Origin of the sequence: Streptomyces sp. NBC_01241 (genome assembly GCF_041435435.1) — a bacterium.
Lineage (GTDB): Bacteria > Actinomycetota > Actinomycetes > Streptomycetales > Streptomycetaceae > Streptomyces.
Genome location: NZ_CP108494.1, coordinates 630,225 through 644,410, shown reverse-complemented (window position 1 = coordinate 644,410; position 14,186 = coordinate 630,225). Strand labels below are relative to the sequence as shown.

Genomic DNA, 14,186 nt, shown 5'->3' with positions numbered 1-14,186 from the left:
CCTATCGGTCGCCGCGCTCGTCCACGATCCGCTTGAACTTGCCGACCGATCGCTCCAACGTCCCGGGGTCGACGATCTCGACCCCGACCGACACCCCGATCCCGTCCTTGACGGCCGCCGTGAGCGACTCCGCGGCGGCCGTCCGCTGATCCGGCGTGGCTCCCGCCCGGGCCTCCACTCGTACGGTCAGGGCATCGAGGCGGCCCTCGCGGGTCAGTCGCAGCTGGAAGTGCGGTGCGAGTCCCGGCGTACGCAGCACGATCTCCTCGATCTGGGTCGGGAAGAGATTCACCCCGCGCAGGATCACCAGATCGTCGCTGCGCCCCGTCACCTTCTGCATCCGCCTGAACACCCGCGCCGTGCCCGGCAGCAGCCGGGTCAGGTCCCTCGTCCGGTACCGGATCACCGGCATGGCCTCCTTGGTGAGCGAGGTGAACACCAGCTCGCCCTCCTCGCCGTCCGGCAGCACCTCACCGGTGAACGGGTCGACGACCTCCGGATAGAAGTGGTCCTCCCAGATGTGCAGCCCGTCCTTGGTCTCCACGCACTCCTGCGCGACACCGGGCCCCATCACCTCCGACAGGCCGTAGATGTCGACCGCGTCGATGGCGAACCGCTCCTCGATCTCGCGCCGCATCGCCTCCGTCCACGGCTCGGCGCCGAAGATCCCGACCTTCAGGGAGGTCGTCCGCGGATCGACGCCCTGCCGCTCGAACTCGTCGAGGAGGGTCAGCATGTACGACGGGGTCACCATGATTATCTCGGGCCGGAAGTCCTGGATCAGCTGGACCTGGCGAGCCGTCATGCCCCCGGAGGCGGGTATGACCGTGCAGCCGAGCCGTTCCGCTCCGTAGTGCGCTCCCAGGCCGCCGGTGAACAGCCCGTATCCGTAAGCGACATGGACCTTCTGTCCGGGGCGGCCGCCGGCCGCCCGGATCGAGCGGGCGACCATGTCCGCCCAGGTGTCCAGGTCCCGCTCGGTGTAACCGACGACGGTCGGACGGCCCGTCGTCCCGCTGGACGCGTGGATCCTCCGCACGCGCTCCTCGGGGACGGCGAACATGCCGAAGGGGTAGTTGTCGCGCAGATCGGCCTTGGTCGTGAAGGGGAAACGCGCGAGATCCGCGAGCGTACGGCAGTCGTCCGGGCGCAGACCTGCCTTGTCGAATGCGGCCCGGTAATGGCCGACGTTCTCGTACGCATGGTGCAGCGTGGCCCGCAGCCGCTCCAGCTGGAGTGCCTCCAGCTCGTCCCGGCCCATTCGTTCCGCCGCGTCCAGCAGAGGCGTCATCCGGATCTCCCTCTTCCGAGCAGTCGACCGATCGTTCGGTCGATCCTTCGGTAGTAGTAATTCAGGATGTTCCGTCTTCTGGCAAGGGGGGTGGTGCGCACTGCTTTCCCGAAGGCGCCCTGCGGCGTGGATACGCTCACGCCGAACGTGACCGCGCCACCCGGTATGCCCTATATGGGTGGTGTATATGTATATCGTCCACGCGGACGGCGGGACCGGGCTCGCCCGAGCCGAGGCCGCCGATCTTGCCACGCCCTACGCCGCCCGGCGCCGGGGAGGCTGCGTACCCTCACGCTCGTCGCATCCGGCATCCGGCATCCGGCATCCGGCATCGGGCATTGGGCATCCGGGCCGTCGGCGTCGACGCCGGACACCTCGTCCACACCGTTCGGCCGGAGCGATCCCTCGCGGAACCAAGGGCGTGCGGCCTGACCTGACCTGGCCAACCAACGACGGCTACCGGGCGGTCACGACCGGTGCAGCAGCGAGGTCAGGACCTCCCGGAGAGTGGCCTCGGCATCGGCCACCGGCCCCGTCGACCGCCAGGCCACGAAGCCATCGGGACGCACCAGGACCGCGCCTTCGGGTGTTGTGCCGTGGAGCTCCGCCCAGTCGGCCCCGTTCTCCGGCTCCAGATCGGCTCCCGGGCCGATGCCGTACGCCTGGAGCCGTACCGACAGCCCGTCGGCGACCCGGGCCGCCGCCCGCCGCCACACCACGTCGCCACCGTCCGTGAGCAGCACGAAAGTGTGCTCGTACAGATCCAGCGTGGATTTGCGCTCATTGTCCTGACGGACCCACAGGTGCGGTGCACGGCTGCCTGGTTGACCGTTCAGCTGCATTCCCTGCGGCACCACCGGCTGTCCCGGGTCGGCACCCAGAACGGCACCGCGGACATAGCGGTAGCCCAGTGCCACGGTGAGCATCCCGCCCTGCTTCCCGCCCTGCTTCCCGCCGCCCACACCCGGCGCTGCGGCGTATCCCGGGTGGCTGTGCTCGCTGGAACGCGCCGAGGCCCGCGCGCTCGTCGCCTGCGCCACCGGCAGCCGCTCGGCCTCGTAGGTGTCCAGCAGACCCGGGCCCGCCTCGCCCTTCAGTACGGCGGCGAGCTTCCAGGCCAGGTTGTGCGCGTCCTGGATACCGGTGTTGGAGCCGAACGCCCCGGTGGGCGACATCTCGTGGGCCGAATCGCCGGCGAGGAAGATCCTGCCGGACGAGTACCGCTCCGCGACCCGTTCCGCGGCGTGCCACGGGGCCTTGCCGGTGATCTCGATGTCGATCCCCGGAGCGCCGACCGCCGTACGGATGTGCTCGGCGACCCGCTCATCGGTGAAGTCCTCAAGGGTTTCCCCGAGTTGAGGCTGCCACGGGGCGTGGAACACCCACTCCTTCTTGTTGTCGACCGGCAACAGGGCACCGTCCGCTGCGGGGTTGGTCAGATAGCAGACGATGAAGCGCCGGTCGCCCAGCACATTGGCGAGCTGACGGGAACGGAAGGTGATGCTCACGTTGTGGAAGAGGTCGCCAGGCCCCGTCCGGCCGATGCGCAGCTGCTCACGGACGGGACTGCGCGGCCCGTCGGCCGCGACGAGGTAGTCGGCGCGCACAGTGATGTGCTCTCCGGTCTCCCGGTTCTTGAGTGCCGCGTCCACCCCCGACCCGTCCTGGTCGAAGCTCTGCATCTCGGTGGAGAACCGCAGGTCACCGCCCTGTTCGCGGGCCAGCCTCACCAGCACGGGTTCCAGATCGTTCTGGCTGCACAGGCACCAGCCGCTCGGGCTGAATCGGGCGAGCCCGCCGCCCGGGTCGATCTCCTTGAACAGCCACTCCTGGTCGTCGCCGGTGAGCGAACCGGCCTGCAGAATCCCGTGGTTGTCGGCGAGGACCGACGCCGCTTGCCGGATGCCCGGCTCGGCACCCGCCGTACGGAACACCTCCATCGTGCGCACGTTGTTGCCGCGCCCGCGCGGATGTGTCGAGGTGGACCGGTGCTTCTCGACCAGCAGGTGCTCAATGCCGAGCCGACCGAGAAAGAGTGAGGTGGACAGGCCCACCAAGGAGCCGCCCACGATGAGGACCGGTACGCGAATGTCGACGTTCTCGTTCATCAGTTGCTCCAGCTCGGACGCCGTTCGGTTGCTTTGTTCCATGCCCTCGTCGGAGCGGTTCGGACGGTCGCTCACCTGAACGGTTCATAAATCTCGCGCCACCCGGACCAGCGATTCACGATCGGTCACGGAGACGATGCCCGCGGTCACGGGGGCGGACCGCTCACATCCGCCGGGAGAGTCCCAGCTCCGAATCACTCGCCAACCGACGGTTGACGGCATGCCGCCCGGCTTGTCCACGACACCGTCTCGAAGGAGACCGAAAGATGACCACCACCCTCTCGGAACGGATCTCCCAGTCCGCCTTCGACGGCTCCAGGCTGCGGGTCGTCCTGCTGCTGGACACGTACGACGGGGCCCAGAAGGAGTTCCTGGAGGCGTATGAGCACCTGCGCAACCAGGTGGCATCCGTCCCCGGGCACATCAGCGACCAGCTCTGCCAGTCCATCGAGAACCCCTCGCAGTGGCTGATCACGAGCGAATGGGAGAGCGCACCCCCGTTCCTCGCCTGGGTGAACAGCGAGGAGCATGTTGCGACGGTGCAGCCGCTGCACAACTGCGTGCGCGACACCCGTTCGCTGCGCTTCAGCGTCCTGCGGGAGACCGGGAAGTCGTTCGAGATGGCGCCCGAGACGGCCAAGGGCAGGCTGCAGGCGTCACCCCGCGTCGGCGACGGAGTGGTGCGCCACGCGCTGACTTTCACCGTCAAGCCCGGCACCGAGGACATCGTGGCGAAGATCCTGGCCGACTACGACTCCCCGAACGCTCGTGTCGACGATGACACCCGATTGCGCCGTACTTCGCTCTTCATGCACGGAAACCGCGTCGTGCGGGCGGTCGAGGTCGAGGGCGACCTCCTCGCGGCCCTGCGCCACGTAGCCCGGCAGCCCGAGGTCAGGGCCGTCGAAGAGGCCATCAACCCATACCTGGAGCAGGACCGGGACCTCAGCGACCCGGACTCCGCCCGGATGTTCTTCACCCGGGCGGCACTCCCCACCGTCCACCACGTGACCGCGGGCCGGCACAAGGCCGAGGACATCCGCCGGCACGCGCTCTTCTACCAGGCCAAGGAGGGCTGCGGCATGGCACTCGCCCGGCTGCTCGCCGGCCACGACGAGGAGGCCGCCGACGACCCCGCGAGCATCATCGACAGCAGCACCATCTTCCAGCGCGACGACGTCGTCGTCCGCCTCCTCGAAGCTATCGAACCGATCGACGCGCAGGCCGCTCAGGCGGTCGGCATCGACGGCCCCGGCAAGGTGGCCAGGCTCGGACGTCTCCTCGACGGCGGCGCGAACGCCGTGCCCGCGAACGACCAGGGGATCTCGCGCTTCCTCGCAGAGGCCGAGATGACCCTGATCACCGATCGGCGGGCCATGGAGTCCTGAACCGCGCATCCGCACCCTGGGGGGTTCTCGCTCAACCCGTCAATACAACACGCAATGCGCCAGGAGGAAAACAGTCATGACCATGCACCGGCCACGCATCGTGGACCTCAGCGAGACGCAGCCCAACCGCAGGCGCGGAGGCGACCTTCGCGCCATGCTCACGCCGACAGCGGTGGGAGCCACCAGCGGCTTCATGGGGCTGGCCATCGTTCAGCCCGGCGACCGCATCGGCGAGCACTACCACCCGTATTCCGAGGAATTCGTGTACGTCGTGAACGGTCTCCTGGAGGTGGACCTGGACGGTGAACCGCACCGGATGCGGCCCGACCAGGGCCTGCTGATCCCTCCCCATGTACGCCACCGGTTCCGGAACGTCGGCGACGTCGAGGCGCGCATGGTCTTCCACCTCGGCCCGCTCGCCCCGCGCCCGGAACTCGGCCACGTCGACACCGAGCACACCGAGTCCGCCGAGCACGCCCCGAACGCCGAGCACACACGGTCCGCCGGACGCGTCGCGCCGCCGGAACGAACGGAGGCCGCTTCATGACCCGCCGCGTGGGGGTCACCGGCGTCGGCGTCGTGGCCCCCGGCGGCATCGGCGCACCGGCCTTCTGGGACCTCCTCGCGAACGGACGCACCGCGACCCGTGGCATCACGCTCTTCGACCCGGCCGGCTTCCGGTCCCGTATCGCCGCCGAGTGCGACTTCGACCCGGCGGCGCACGGACTGGACGTGGACCAGGTCGCCAGGTCCGACCGGTACGTCCAGTTCGCGATGGTGGCCGCCAGGGAGGCCCTCGGCGACGCGGGGCTCGACCCGGAGAAGGTGAACCCCTGGCGCGTGGGGGTGTCGCTGGGCACCGCGGTCGGCGGCACCACCCGACTGGAACACGACTACGTCGCCGTCAGCGGCAGCGGCGCCCGCTGGGACGTCGACCACCGGCCCGCCGGCCCGCACCTGGAGCGCGCCTTCTCACCCAGCTCCCTCGCTTCGGCGGTGGCCGAACAGGTTGGCGCGCACGGCCCGGTGCAGACCGTCTCCACGGGCTGCACCTCCGGCCTGGACGCGATCGGGTACGCCTTCCAGTCCATCGAGGAGGGCAGCGTCGACGTCTGCGTCGCCGGGGCGTCCGACTCACCGATCACCCCGATCACGGTGGCGTGCTTCGACGCGATCAAGGCCACCTCGGCGAACAACGACGATCCGGAGCACGCCTCCCGGCCGTTCGACTCCCGCCGCGACGGCTTCGTCATGGGCGAGGGCGGAGCGGTGCTCGTCCTGGAGGAGCTGGAGCACGCCCGCGCCCGCGGCGCGACCGTCTACTGCGAGATCTCGGGCTATGCCACCTTCGGCAACGCCTACCACATGACCGGGCTGACTCCCGAAGGGCTGGAGATGGCCGAGGCGATCAACCGGGCGCTCCGTCACGCCCGGATAGACGGCTCGCAGATCGACTACGTCAACGCACACGGCTCGGGCACCAAGCAGAACGACCGGCACGAGACGGCCGCGGTGAAGCGGGCGCTGGGCGCGCACGCCTATGACGTACCGATGAGTTCCATCAAGTCCATGGTCGGTCACTCGCTGGGGGCGATCGGGGCCATAGAGATTGCGGCCTGCGTACTCGCCCTGGTCCACCAGACGGTACCGCCGACCGCGAACTACGAGAGCCCGGACCCGGAGTGCGACCTCGACTACGTGCCGCGCACCGCACGTCCCCTGAAGCTGCGCAGCATCCTCTCGGTCGGCAGCGGATTCGGCGGCTTCCAGTCCGCGGTGGCCCTGACACGAACAGGTGGGAGGACACCATGAGAACCCGAAAAGCCCGGCGCACCGTTGTCACCGGAATCGGTGTCGTCGCCCCCAATGGAATCAACACCGAGGCCTTCTGGAAGAGGACGCACGAAGGCATCAGCGTCCTTGACCGGGTGACCCGCGAAGGGTGCGAGCACCTTCCGCTGCGAGTCGCGGGCGAGGTGCGCGGCTTCGAGGCGGTCGAGCTGATCGAAGAGCGCTTCATCGTCCAGACCGACCGGTTCACGCACTTCGCGATGGCCGCCGCGGACATCGCTCTGGACGACGCCCGGCTGGGCCGCGCCGACTACGAGAACTCACCGTTCGACGTCGGCGTGGTGACCGCTGCCGGGTCCGGCGGCGGCGAATTCGGTCAGCGTGAACTCCAACGGCTGTGGGGACAGGGATCCAGTTACGTGGGTCCGTACCAGTCCATCGCCTGGTTCTACGCCGCCAGCACCGGCCAGATCTCGATCCGCGGCGGTTTCAAGGGGCCCTGCGCGGTCGTGGCCAGCGATGAGGCGGGCGGCCTGGACGCGCTGGCGCACGCCGCCCGTTCGATCCGCGGCGGAGCCGAAGCGGTGGTGGTCGGCGCGGCCGAGGCACCGCTGGCGCCCTACTCGGTCGTCTGCCAGCTTGGCTACGGGGATCTGAGCACCTGCGACGACCCCGCCCGCGCCTACCGGCCGTTCACCTCGGACGCCTGCGGATTCGTGCCGGCCGAGGGCGGCGCCATGCTGGTGGTCGAGGAGGAGCAGTCGGCGCGTCGGCGCGGGGCCCGCGCAAGGGCCGAAATCGCCGGGCACGCCGCGACGTTCACCGGCGCGTCCCGGTGGGAGGAGTCCCGGGAGGGCCTCGCCCAGGCGATCATCGGCGCCCTGCGGGAGGCCGACTGCGCGCCGGACGAGATCGACGTCGTCTTCGCGGACGCCCTCGGCGTCCCGGCGGCCGACCGCGCCGAAGCGCTCGCGATCGCCGACACACTCGGCGCACACGGCCGGCAGGTGCCGGTGACGGCGCCCAAGACCGGCATCGGGCGCGCCTACTGCGGGGCCCCGGTGCTGGACGTGGCCGCGGCGGTGCTCTCCATGGAGAACGCGCTGATACCGCCCACGCCGAACGTCTTCGAGGTGTGCCATGACCTCGATGTCGTCACCGGCAGTGCGCGCCCCGCCGAGCTGCGGACGGCGCTGGTGCTCAGCCGCGGGCTCATGGGCTCGAACGCGGCGATGGTGCTGCGGCGTTCCACCGACACCCAATCGTGAGAAGGAGAAGTCCACATGACCGATCGACTGACCTACGCGGAACTCGCCGTCCTGATGAAGAAGGGCGCCGGACTCACCGTGGACCCGCGGGACATGGAGAAGCGTCCCGGGTCCGCTTTCGACGAGTTCGGCCTCGACTCGCTGGGCCTGCTCGGCATCGTGGGCGTGCTGGAGAACCGGCACGGCCGACCGCTGCCGACCGACGCCGACCGCTGCAAGACCCCCCAGGAATTCCTGGACCTCGTCAACAACAGCCTCATGCAAGGAGCCTGACGTGCCTGGACGCACCGAGAACGAAATCACCATCGCCGCCCCCCTGGACCTCGTCTGGGACGTGACCAACGATCTGGAGAACTGGCCGCGGCTGTTCAGCGAGTACGCCGCGGTCGAGGTCATCGAACGGGACGGCGACAGGACGAAGTTCCGCCTGACCATGCACCCCGACGAGAACGACAAGGTGTGGAGCTGGGTCTCCGAGCGGACCATCGACCCCGCCGGCCGCACGGTCCAGGCCCGCCGGGTCGAGCCGGGCCCGTTCCAGCACATGAACATCCGGTGGGAGTACTCCGAGGTCCCCGGCGGTACGAAGATGCGCTGGACCCAGGAATTCGCGATGCGGCCCGACGCACCCGTCGACGACGCGTGGATGACCGACAACATCAACCGCAACTCCAAGGTCCAGATGGAGCTCATCCGGGACAAGATCGAGCAGCGCGCCCGCGAGCACCGTACCGCCTCGGTATCGGCCCGCTGACCCGCCGTCCGCCCGCCCCGCGCGGCCCGGCACCCCGCCGTGTATCCGGCCGGGTGCCGGGCCGGGGAACCAGAAAGGCATCCCACGATGCACCACGCTCTGATCGTCGCCCGGATGGCGCCGGGTTCGGCACCGGACATCGCCGAGTTGTTCGCGGCCTCCGACAGCACCGAACTCCCGCACCTCGTCGGCGTCACCAGGCGCAAGCTGTTCCAGTTCGGCGACGTCTACCTCCATCTGATCGAATCGGAACGCCCGCCGGGCCCCGAGATCGCCAAGGTGACGCAGCACCCGGAGTTCAAGGACATCAGCGACAAGCTCACCGCGTACGTGAGCGCGTACGACCCGGAGACCTGGCGCAGCCCCAAGGACGCCATGGCCCACGAGTTCTACCGGTGGGAGCGCGGCACTACCGCTTGAGAACCGCGCGAGACGGAGAATCGCCCCGGGGCCGGCCAGTCGGCCGGACCCGGGGCGATTCTCCGTCCTCCTCGGAAGGCGATTTCCGTCGTTCTCGGAATCAGTCGGGAACCACGCATTCGAAGGCGTGCAGATAGGCGTTGACCGGTACGACGTCGCCGATCAGCAGGCCGGCGTCGGAGATCCGGGCGACCAGGCTCTCCCTCGTGTGCTTCGCGCCGCCGACATTGAGGAGCAGCAGCAGGTCCATCGCGGTGGTGAACCGCATCGAGGGGGTGTCGTCGACGAGGTTTTCGATGACGACGACCCTGGCTCCCGGGCGGGCCGCGGCGACGACATTGCGCAGGGTCCTGTGCGTGCTGTCGTCGTCCCACTCCAGGATGTTCTTGATGATGTAGAGATCGGCCTCGACCGGGATGGCTTCGCGGCAGTCGCCGGCCACGATCCGGGTCCGGTCGCCGAGCGGACCCTCGTCCCGGAGCCGGGCATCGGCCCGCGCCACCACACCGGGCAGGTCCATCAGGGTGCCGTGGAGCGACGGGTGCTTCTCCAGCAGGCTCGCCAGTACGTGCCCCTGGCCGCCGCCGATGTCGGCGACCGCGGACACCCCGGTGAGGTCGAGGAGTTCGGCGACGTCCAGCGCGGACTGCATGCTGGAGGTCGTCATGGCCCGGTTGAAGACCTGGGCCGACTCGTGGGCGTCCTGGTGGAGGTAGTCGAAGAAGCCCTTGCCGTGGACCTCCGTGAAGACGCTCCGGCCGGTACGCACCGCGTCGTCGAGGCGCGGCCAGACGTCCCAGGTCCAGGGCTCGGTGCACCACAGCGAGATGGAGCGCAGGCTGTTCGGGTCGTCCTCGCGCAGCAGGCGGGACATCTCGGTATGGGCGAAGTCCCCGTCCGGGGTCTCGGTGAAGATCCCGTAGCAGGAAAGGGCACGCAGCAGCCGGCGCAGCGGTACCGGCTCGGCCTTCACCAGCACGGCGAGCTCCTGCGCGGTCGCGGGTGTCTCGCCCAGTGCGTCGGCGACGCCCAGCCGGGCCGCGGCGCGCACCGCGGCGGCGCGCGCCGCCCCGAACACGATCTCGCGCAGCTGCATGGCCGGCTGCGGGGGCGCGACGGGGTGCGGGACGGCGACGTGGACATGGGTCGATGTGGACGTGGGTGCGGGAGTGGGACTCACAGTGGTCATGCTGTATCGCTTCTCCTCGTGCGGGGTGCGCCGATCAGCACATCCCGGCCGGTGTGGACTTCGTGCAGACGTTGGCGGTGAACGTGTTGCCCTTGCCGGTGTCCCCGTTGGCCAAGTCGGCCGGCTTGTTGCCGAGCGCGACATTGCCGCTGATGGTGTGGCCGGTGTTCTTCGTGCCCACGAAGCTTTTGAACAGGACGACGCCGCCCGAGAACGGCGTGGCGCCCACGTTGTTGCTGATCGTGTTCGAGCGCACCCGGGTGTCCGCGGCGCCGGTGAGCACGATGCCGGAACCCTGGATGGCGGGCAGCCGTTCGGTCTTGGCGCAGAACTTGTTGTTGTCGTTGATCTGATTGGACTGGATCGTCATGGCTCCGGCCTGCGGCCTGCCCTCGTCGCCCACGACGAACACACCGTTGCAGTTGGCGGTGAAGGTGTTGTCGTGGACCGAAAGGTTCCTGACGCGCCTGGCGGTGAAGCCGATCCGGTTGTTCGTGAGCGTGTTGTCCAGGAGTTCGGTGCCCCGGGTGTCGGTGGCGCCGCCCTCCTCGTCGACCGTGTTCGCGACGAAGATGCCGGCGTCGCCGTTGGCGCGGGCGATGTTGCCCATGAACACACCACGGGTCGAGCGCTCCTGGGCGATGCCCCAGACGCCGTTGTGTTCGGCGATCACCCGCCGCACGGACAGCCGGTCCGTCCAGGAGGCCCAGACGCCGTTCTTCTTGAAGCCGGAGACGGTCAGCGAATCGACGCTCACGCCGTCGACGGTCCGGCCCGTCCGGCCCAGGACGCAGACTCCGCTGCCGGTCTTCGCGCAGGCGTCGACGGAGCGCGGGTTCTTCTCCGCCGGCCGGATCACGGTCCGGTCGCCGTAGCCGCGCAGGGTGAGGTTCGGTTTGGTGATCAGGACGGTCTCCCGGTACGTGCCGGGCATGACGACGACGGTGTCACCCGCCCGAGCGGCGTCGACCGCCTTCTGGATCGACTGGCCGGGCCGCACCACATGGGCGCTCGTGGCTGATGCGGAGGGCATTGCCGCGCCGAGGCCGGCGGCGGAGACGACCGCGACCGGGACAAGGCTCTTGATGTGTCGTTTCCTCATGAGCCGAAGCTATGGGCGATTTCCCCCCTTTGCCACATAGGGTGAGCGGACGGGTACCCGGCGTTCCCGAATGGCTCACGCCCGGGCACGTCACGTGGCACGGGTGGATGGACGCGCAACGGTGCACCCGGGTGATCCGGACCGGCGCTGTCGCGGCTCTTGCGGGGGTGACGGGTCCGGCCGCCGTTCGGGTGTTCCTCGCGGATCCCGTCCGGCCGCCGTTCGGGTGCCTCTTCGCCCTCGGGTCCGTGGTGCCGGTCTGCTCGGGCTCTCGTCCTCAGCCCTCAGGTGTGCGCCGGGGTGCGACGACCGAGCGGGCCCACCGGTAGTCGGCCTTGCCGCTCGGTGAGCGCTGGATCTGCCCGGTGATCACCAGCCGGCGGGGGATCTTGTAGCCGGCCAGACGCGTCCTGCAGTGCGCCTGGACGTCGTCCAGCGAGGGCTCGGCCGCCCCCTCGCGCAGCTGCACCACCGCCGCGACATGGTTTCCCCACCGCTCGTCCGGCACCCCGGCGACCAGCGCGTCGTACACATCCGGATGGGCCTTCAGTGCTTCCTCGACCTCCTCGGGATACACCTTCTCGCCCCCGGTGTTGATGCACTGCGAGCCCCGGCCCAGGACCGTGACGATGCCGTCCGCGTCGACGGTCGCCATGTCGCCGAGCAGTACCCAGCGCTGACCGTCCCTGTGGAAGAACGTCTCCGCGGTCTTTCGCGGGTCGTTGTAGTACCCGAGCGGTACGTGGCCGCGCTGGGCGATCCGCCCGGGCGCGCCCGGAGCCACGGGCTCGTACGTCACCGGATCGACCACTGCCGTACGGGAGTTGACCTGAAGCCGGAAGCCCTTCTCCGGGCCCGAGTCGGCCGTCGCCGTACCGTTGAACCCGGACTCCGACGAGCCGAAGTTGTTCAGCAGCATCACCGTCGGCACCAGCGCCTGGAACTCCGCGCGCACCGAGTCCGACATGATCGCACCCGAGCTGGAGACGGAGAACAGGGACGAACAGTCGGTGCCCTTCAGTGGTCCCTCCAGCGCGTCGATCAACGGCCGCAGCATCGCGTCGCCCACCAGGGACACGCTGGTGACCTTCTCCTTCTCGATCGTACGGAGCACCTCCGCGGGCACGAACTTGCGGTGGACGACGATCCGTTGCCCGAAGTTGAAGCCGATGAACGCGGTGAGCGTCGAAGTGCCGTGCATCAGTGGGGGAGTGGGGAAGAAGGTGATCCCGTCACCACCGGCGGCCACCCGCTCGGCCAGCTCCTGCGGGGTCTTCACCGGATCGCCGGTCGGCGCACCGCCGCCGAGGCCGGAGAAGAAAAGATCCACCTGACGCCACATCACGCCCTTGGGCATTCCGGTGGTGCCGCCGGTGTAGATGATGAACTGGTCGTCGGCCGAGCGCGGCGGGAAGCCGCGCTCCGGGCTCCCGGCCGCTTCGGCGTCCGTGAACGCCACGGCATCGGGACCGCTTGCGCCCGGCACCGGCGCCCCTACCCGGACCAGGTGACGGAGCGTCGGGGCCTTCGGCGCGGTGGCCGCGACCCGGACGTCGAACTCGGCGTCGAAGACCAGTGCCACGAGATCCGCGTCCCGGTAGAGGTAGGCCAACTCATCTTCGACATAGCGGTAGTTGACGTTCACCGGAACGATGCGGGCCTTGAGGCAGGCCAGCACCGTCTGGAGATACTCGACCCCGTTGTAGAGGTGCAGCCCGAGATGCTCGCCGGGGGCGATGCCCGCCTCGATCAGATGGTGCGCGACGCGGTTGGCCGAGGCGTCCAGCTCCGCGTACGTCAGCCGGCGCTCCGCACCGGTACCCGGATGGTCGAGGTAGACGAGCGCCTCGCGTTCCGGGACCGCGTCGACGACCGACTCGAACAGGTCGGCAAGGTTGTACTCCACCATTCCTCCTGACCCCGGATGCTGACTGGCCCGGCGGTCATTAGAGCGCCGGGAGGCGCAAGTGGGAAGGGGGGCCGGCGAAGAAATCTGACTGACTGTCAGAAAACTATTGAACTGGACCCCCTCCTGCTGCAACCTGTTCTAGGTCTTGAGACGGGAGGCAGGCAATGGGTGGTACGGAACACCTCACCGTGCGGCGCGAGGGCGCCACGCTGGTGCTCACCTTGAACAGACCGGAGGCGAAGAACGCTCTCTCGCTGCCGATGCTGGTCGGGCTGTACGACGGCTGGCTGGCCGCGGACGAGGACGACGGGGTCCGCTCGATCGTCCTCACCGGCGCCGGCGGCTGTTTCTGCGCGGGCATGGACCTCAAAGCCCTTGCGGGCAAGGGGATGGAGGGCGAGCAGTACCGCGACCGGATGGCCGCCGACCCCGATCTGCACTGGAAGGCGATGCTGCGCCACCACCGCCCCCGCAAACCGGTCATCGCCGCCGTCGAGGGCCACTGCGTCGCGGGCGGCACGGAGATCCTCCAGGGCACCGACATCCGGATCGCCGGGGCGGGCGCCACCTTCGGACTCTTCGAGGTCAGACGTGGCCTCTTCCCCATCGGCGGGTCGACGGTACGGCTGCCGCGCCAGATCGCCCGGACCCACGCGCTCGAAATGCTCCTCACCGGACGTTCGTACAGCGCCGAGGAAGCCGCCGCCATCGGGCTGATCGGCCGGGTCGTCCCCGACGGCACCGCCCTGGAGCAGGCCCTCGAAGTCGCCGAGCGGATCAACGCCTGCGGACCGCTCGCCGTCGAAGCCGTCAAGGCCTCCGTGTACGAGGCGGCCGAGTTGACCGAGACCGAGGGGCTCGCCGCGGAGCTGAAACGCGGCTGGCCGGTCTTCGCCACCGACGACGCCAAAGAAGGCGCCCGCGCCTTCGCCGAGAAGCGCCCGCCCGTCTACCGGCGCGCCTGAG

The 14,186-nt window shown here is 69.3% G+C and carries 13 protein-coding genes; 8 read left to right on the top strand and 5 right to left on the bottom strand.

Annotated elements, in window-relative coordinates:
- Nucleotide 1 precedes the first annotated feature (1 nt).
- Both paaK and OG306_RS02275 read right to left on the bottom strand, forming a co-directional pair.
- A complete protein-coding gene (gene paaK, locus OG306_RS02280; protein ID WP_266744378.1) occupies nucleotides 2-1,291 on the bottom strand; it encodes a phenylacetate--CoA ligase PaaK in 1,290 nt (429 codons plus the stop codon).
- 467 nt (nucleotides 1,292-1,758) lie between these two features.
- Entirely contained in the window at nucleotides 1,759-3,399 is a 1,641-nt protein-coding gene (locus OG306_RS02275; RefSeq protein ID WP_371666205.1) for an FAD-dependent oxidoreductase, read from the bottom strand.
- 266 nt (nucleotides 3,400-3,665) lie between these two features.
- Here OG306_RS02275 and OG306_RS02270 point away from each other — a divergent pair, with 266 nt between their 5' ends.
- From OG306_RS02270 to OG306_RS02240, 7 genes are all read left to right on the top strand, one after another.
- Nucleotides 3,666-4,787, top strand: coding sequence for a SchA/CurD-like domain-containing protein (locus OG306_RS02270; protein ID WP_266744377.1), 1,122 nt, complete (start codon nucleotides 3,666-3,668; stop codon nucleotides 4,785-4,787).
- Between the two features lie 76 nt (nucleotides 4,788-4,863).
- Entirely contained in the window at nucleotides 4,864-5,334 is a 471-nt protein-coding gene (locus OG306_RS02265; protein WP_266744376.1) for a cupin domain-containing protein, read from the top strand.
- Entirely contained in the window at nucleotides 5,331-6,599 is a 1,269-nt protein-coding gene (locus OG306_RS02260; RefSeq protein ID WP_266744375.1) for a beta-ketoacyl-[acyl-carrier-protein] synthase family protein, read from the top strand. The genes OG306_RS02265 and OG306_RS02260 overlap by 4 nt, the downstream gene beginning before the upstream one ends.
- Nucleotides 6,596-7,846, top strand: a complete 1,251-nt coding sequence (locus tag OG306_RS02255) for a ketosynthase chain-length factor (protein WP_266744374.1) — start codon at nucleotides 6,596-6,598, stop codon at nucleotides 7,844-7,846. Before OG306_RS02260 ends, OG306_RS02255 begins: the two co-directional genes overlap by 4 nt.
- Before the next feature lie 15 nt (nucleotides 7,847-7,861).
- Nucleotides 7,862-8,119, top strand: a complete 258-nt coding sequence (locus OG306_RS02250; protein WP_266744373.1) for an acyl carrier protein — start codon at nucleotides 7,862-7,864, stop codon at nucleotides 8,117-8,119.
- Nucleotide 8,120: 1 nt separating this feature from the next.
- Nucleotides 8,121-8,600, top strand: a complete 480-nt coding sequence (locus tag OG306_RS02245) for an SRPBCC family protein (RefSeq protein ID WP_266744372.1) — start codon at nucleotides 8,121-8,123, stop codon at nucleotides 8,598-8,600.
- Between the two features lie 87 nt (nucleotides 8,601-8,687).
- The gene (locus OG306_RS02240; protein WP_266744371.1) at nucleotides 8,688-9,020 is read left to right on the top strand and encodes a TcmI family type II polyketide cyclase; all 333 of its coding nucleotides are present in this window, start codon (nucleotides 8,688-8,690) and stop codon (nucleotides 9,018-9,020) included.
- Between the two features lie 100 nt (nucleotides 9,021-9,120).
- Here OG306_RS02240 and OG306_RS02235 read toward each other — a convergent pair whose 3' ends face one another.
- From OG306_RS02235 to OG306_RS02225, 3 genes are all read right to left on the bottom strand, one after another.
- A complete protein-coding gene (locus OG306_RS02235; RefSeq protein ID WP_266744370.1) occupies nucleotides 9,121-10,209 on the bottom strand; it encodes a methyltransferase in 1,089 nt (362 codons plus the stop codon).
- Between the two features lie 34 nt (nucleotides 10,210-10,243).
- Nucleotides 10,244-11,311, bottom strand: coding sequence for a right-handed parallel beta-helix repeat-containing protein (locus OG306_RS02230; RefSeq protein WP_266744369.1), 1,068 nt, complete (start codon nucleotides 11,309-11,311; stop codon nucleotides 10,244-10,246).
- 277 nt (nucleotides 11,312-11,588) lie between these two features.
- Entirely contained in the window at nucleotides 11,589-13,217 is a 1,629-nt protein-coding gene (locus OG306_RS02225) for an acyl-CoA synthetase (RefSeq protein WP_371666204.1), read from the bottom strand.
- Nucleotides 13,218-13,384: 167 nt separating this feature from the next.
- Here OG306_RS02225 and OG306_RS02220 point away from each other — a divergent pair, with 167 nt between their 5' ends.
- Nucleotides 13,385-14,185, top strand: coding sequence for a crotonase/enoyl-CoA hydratase family protein (locus tag OG306_RS02220; RefSeq protein WP_266907485.1), 801 nt, complete (start codon nucleotides 13,385-13,387; stop codon nucleotides 14,183-14,185).
- The last annotated feature ends 1 nt before the right edge of the window (nucleotide 14,186 follow it).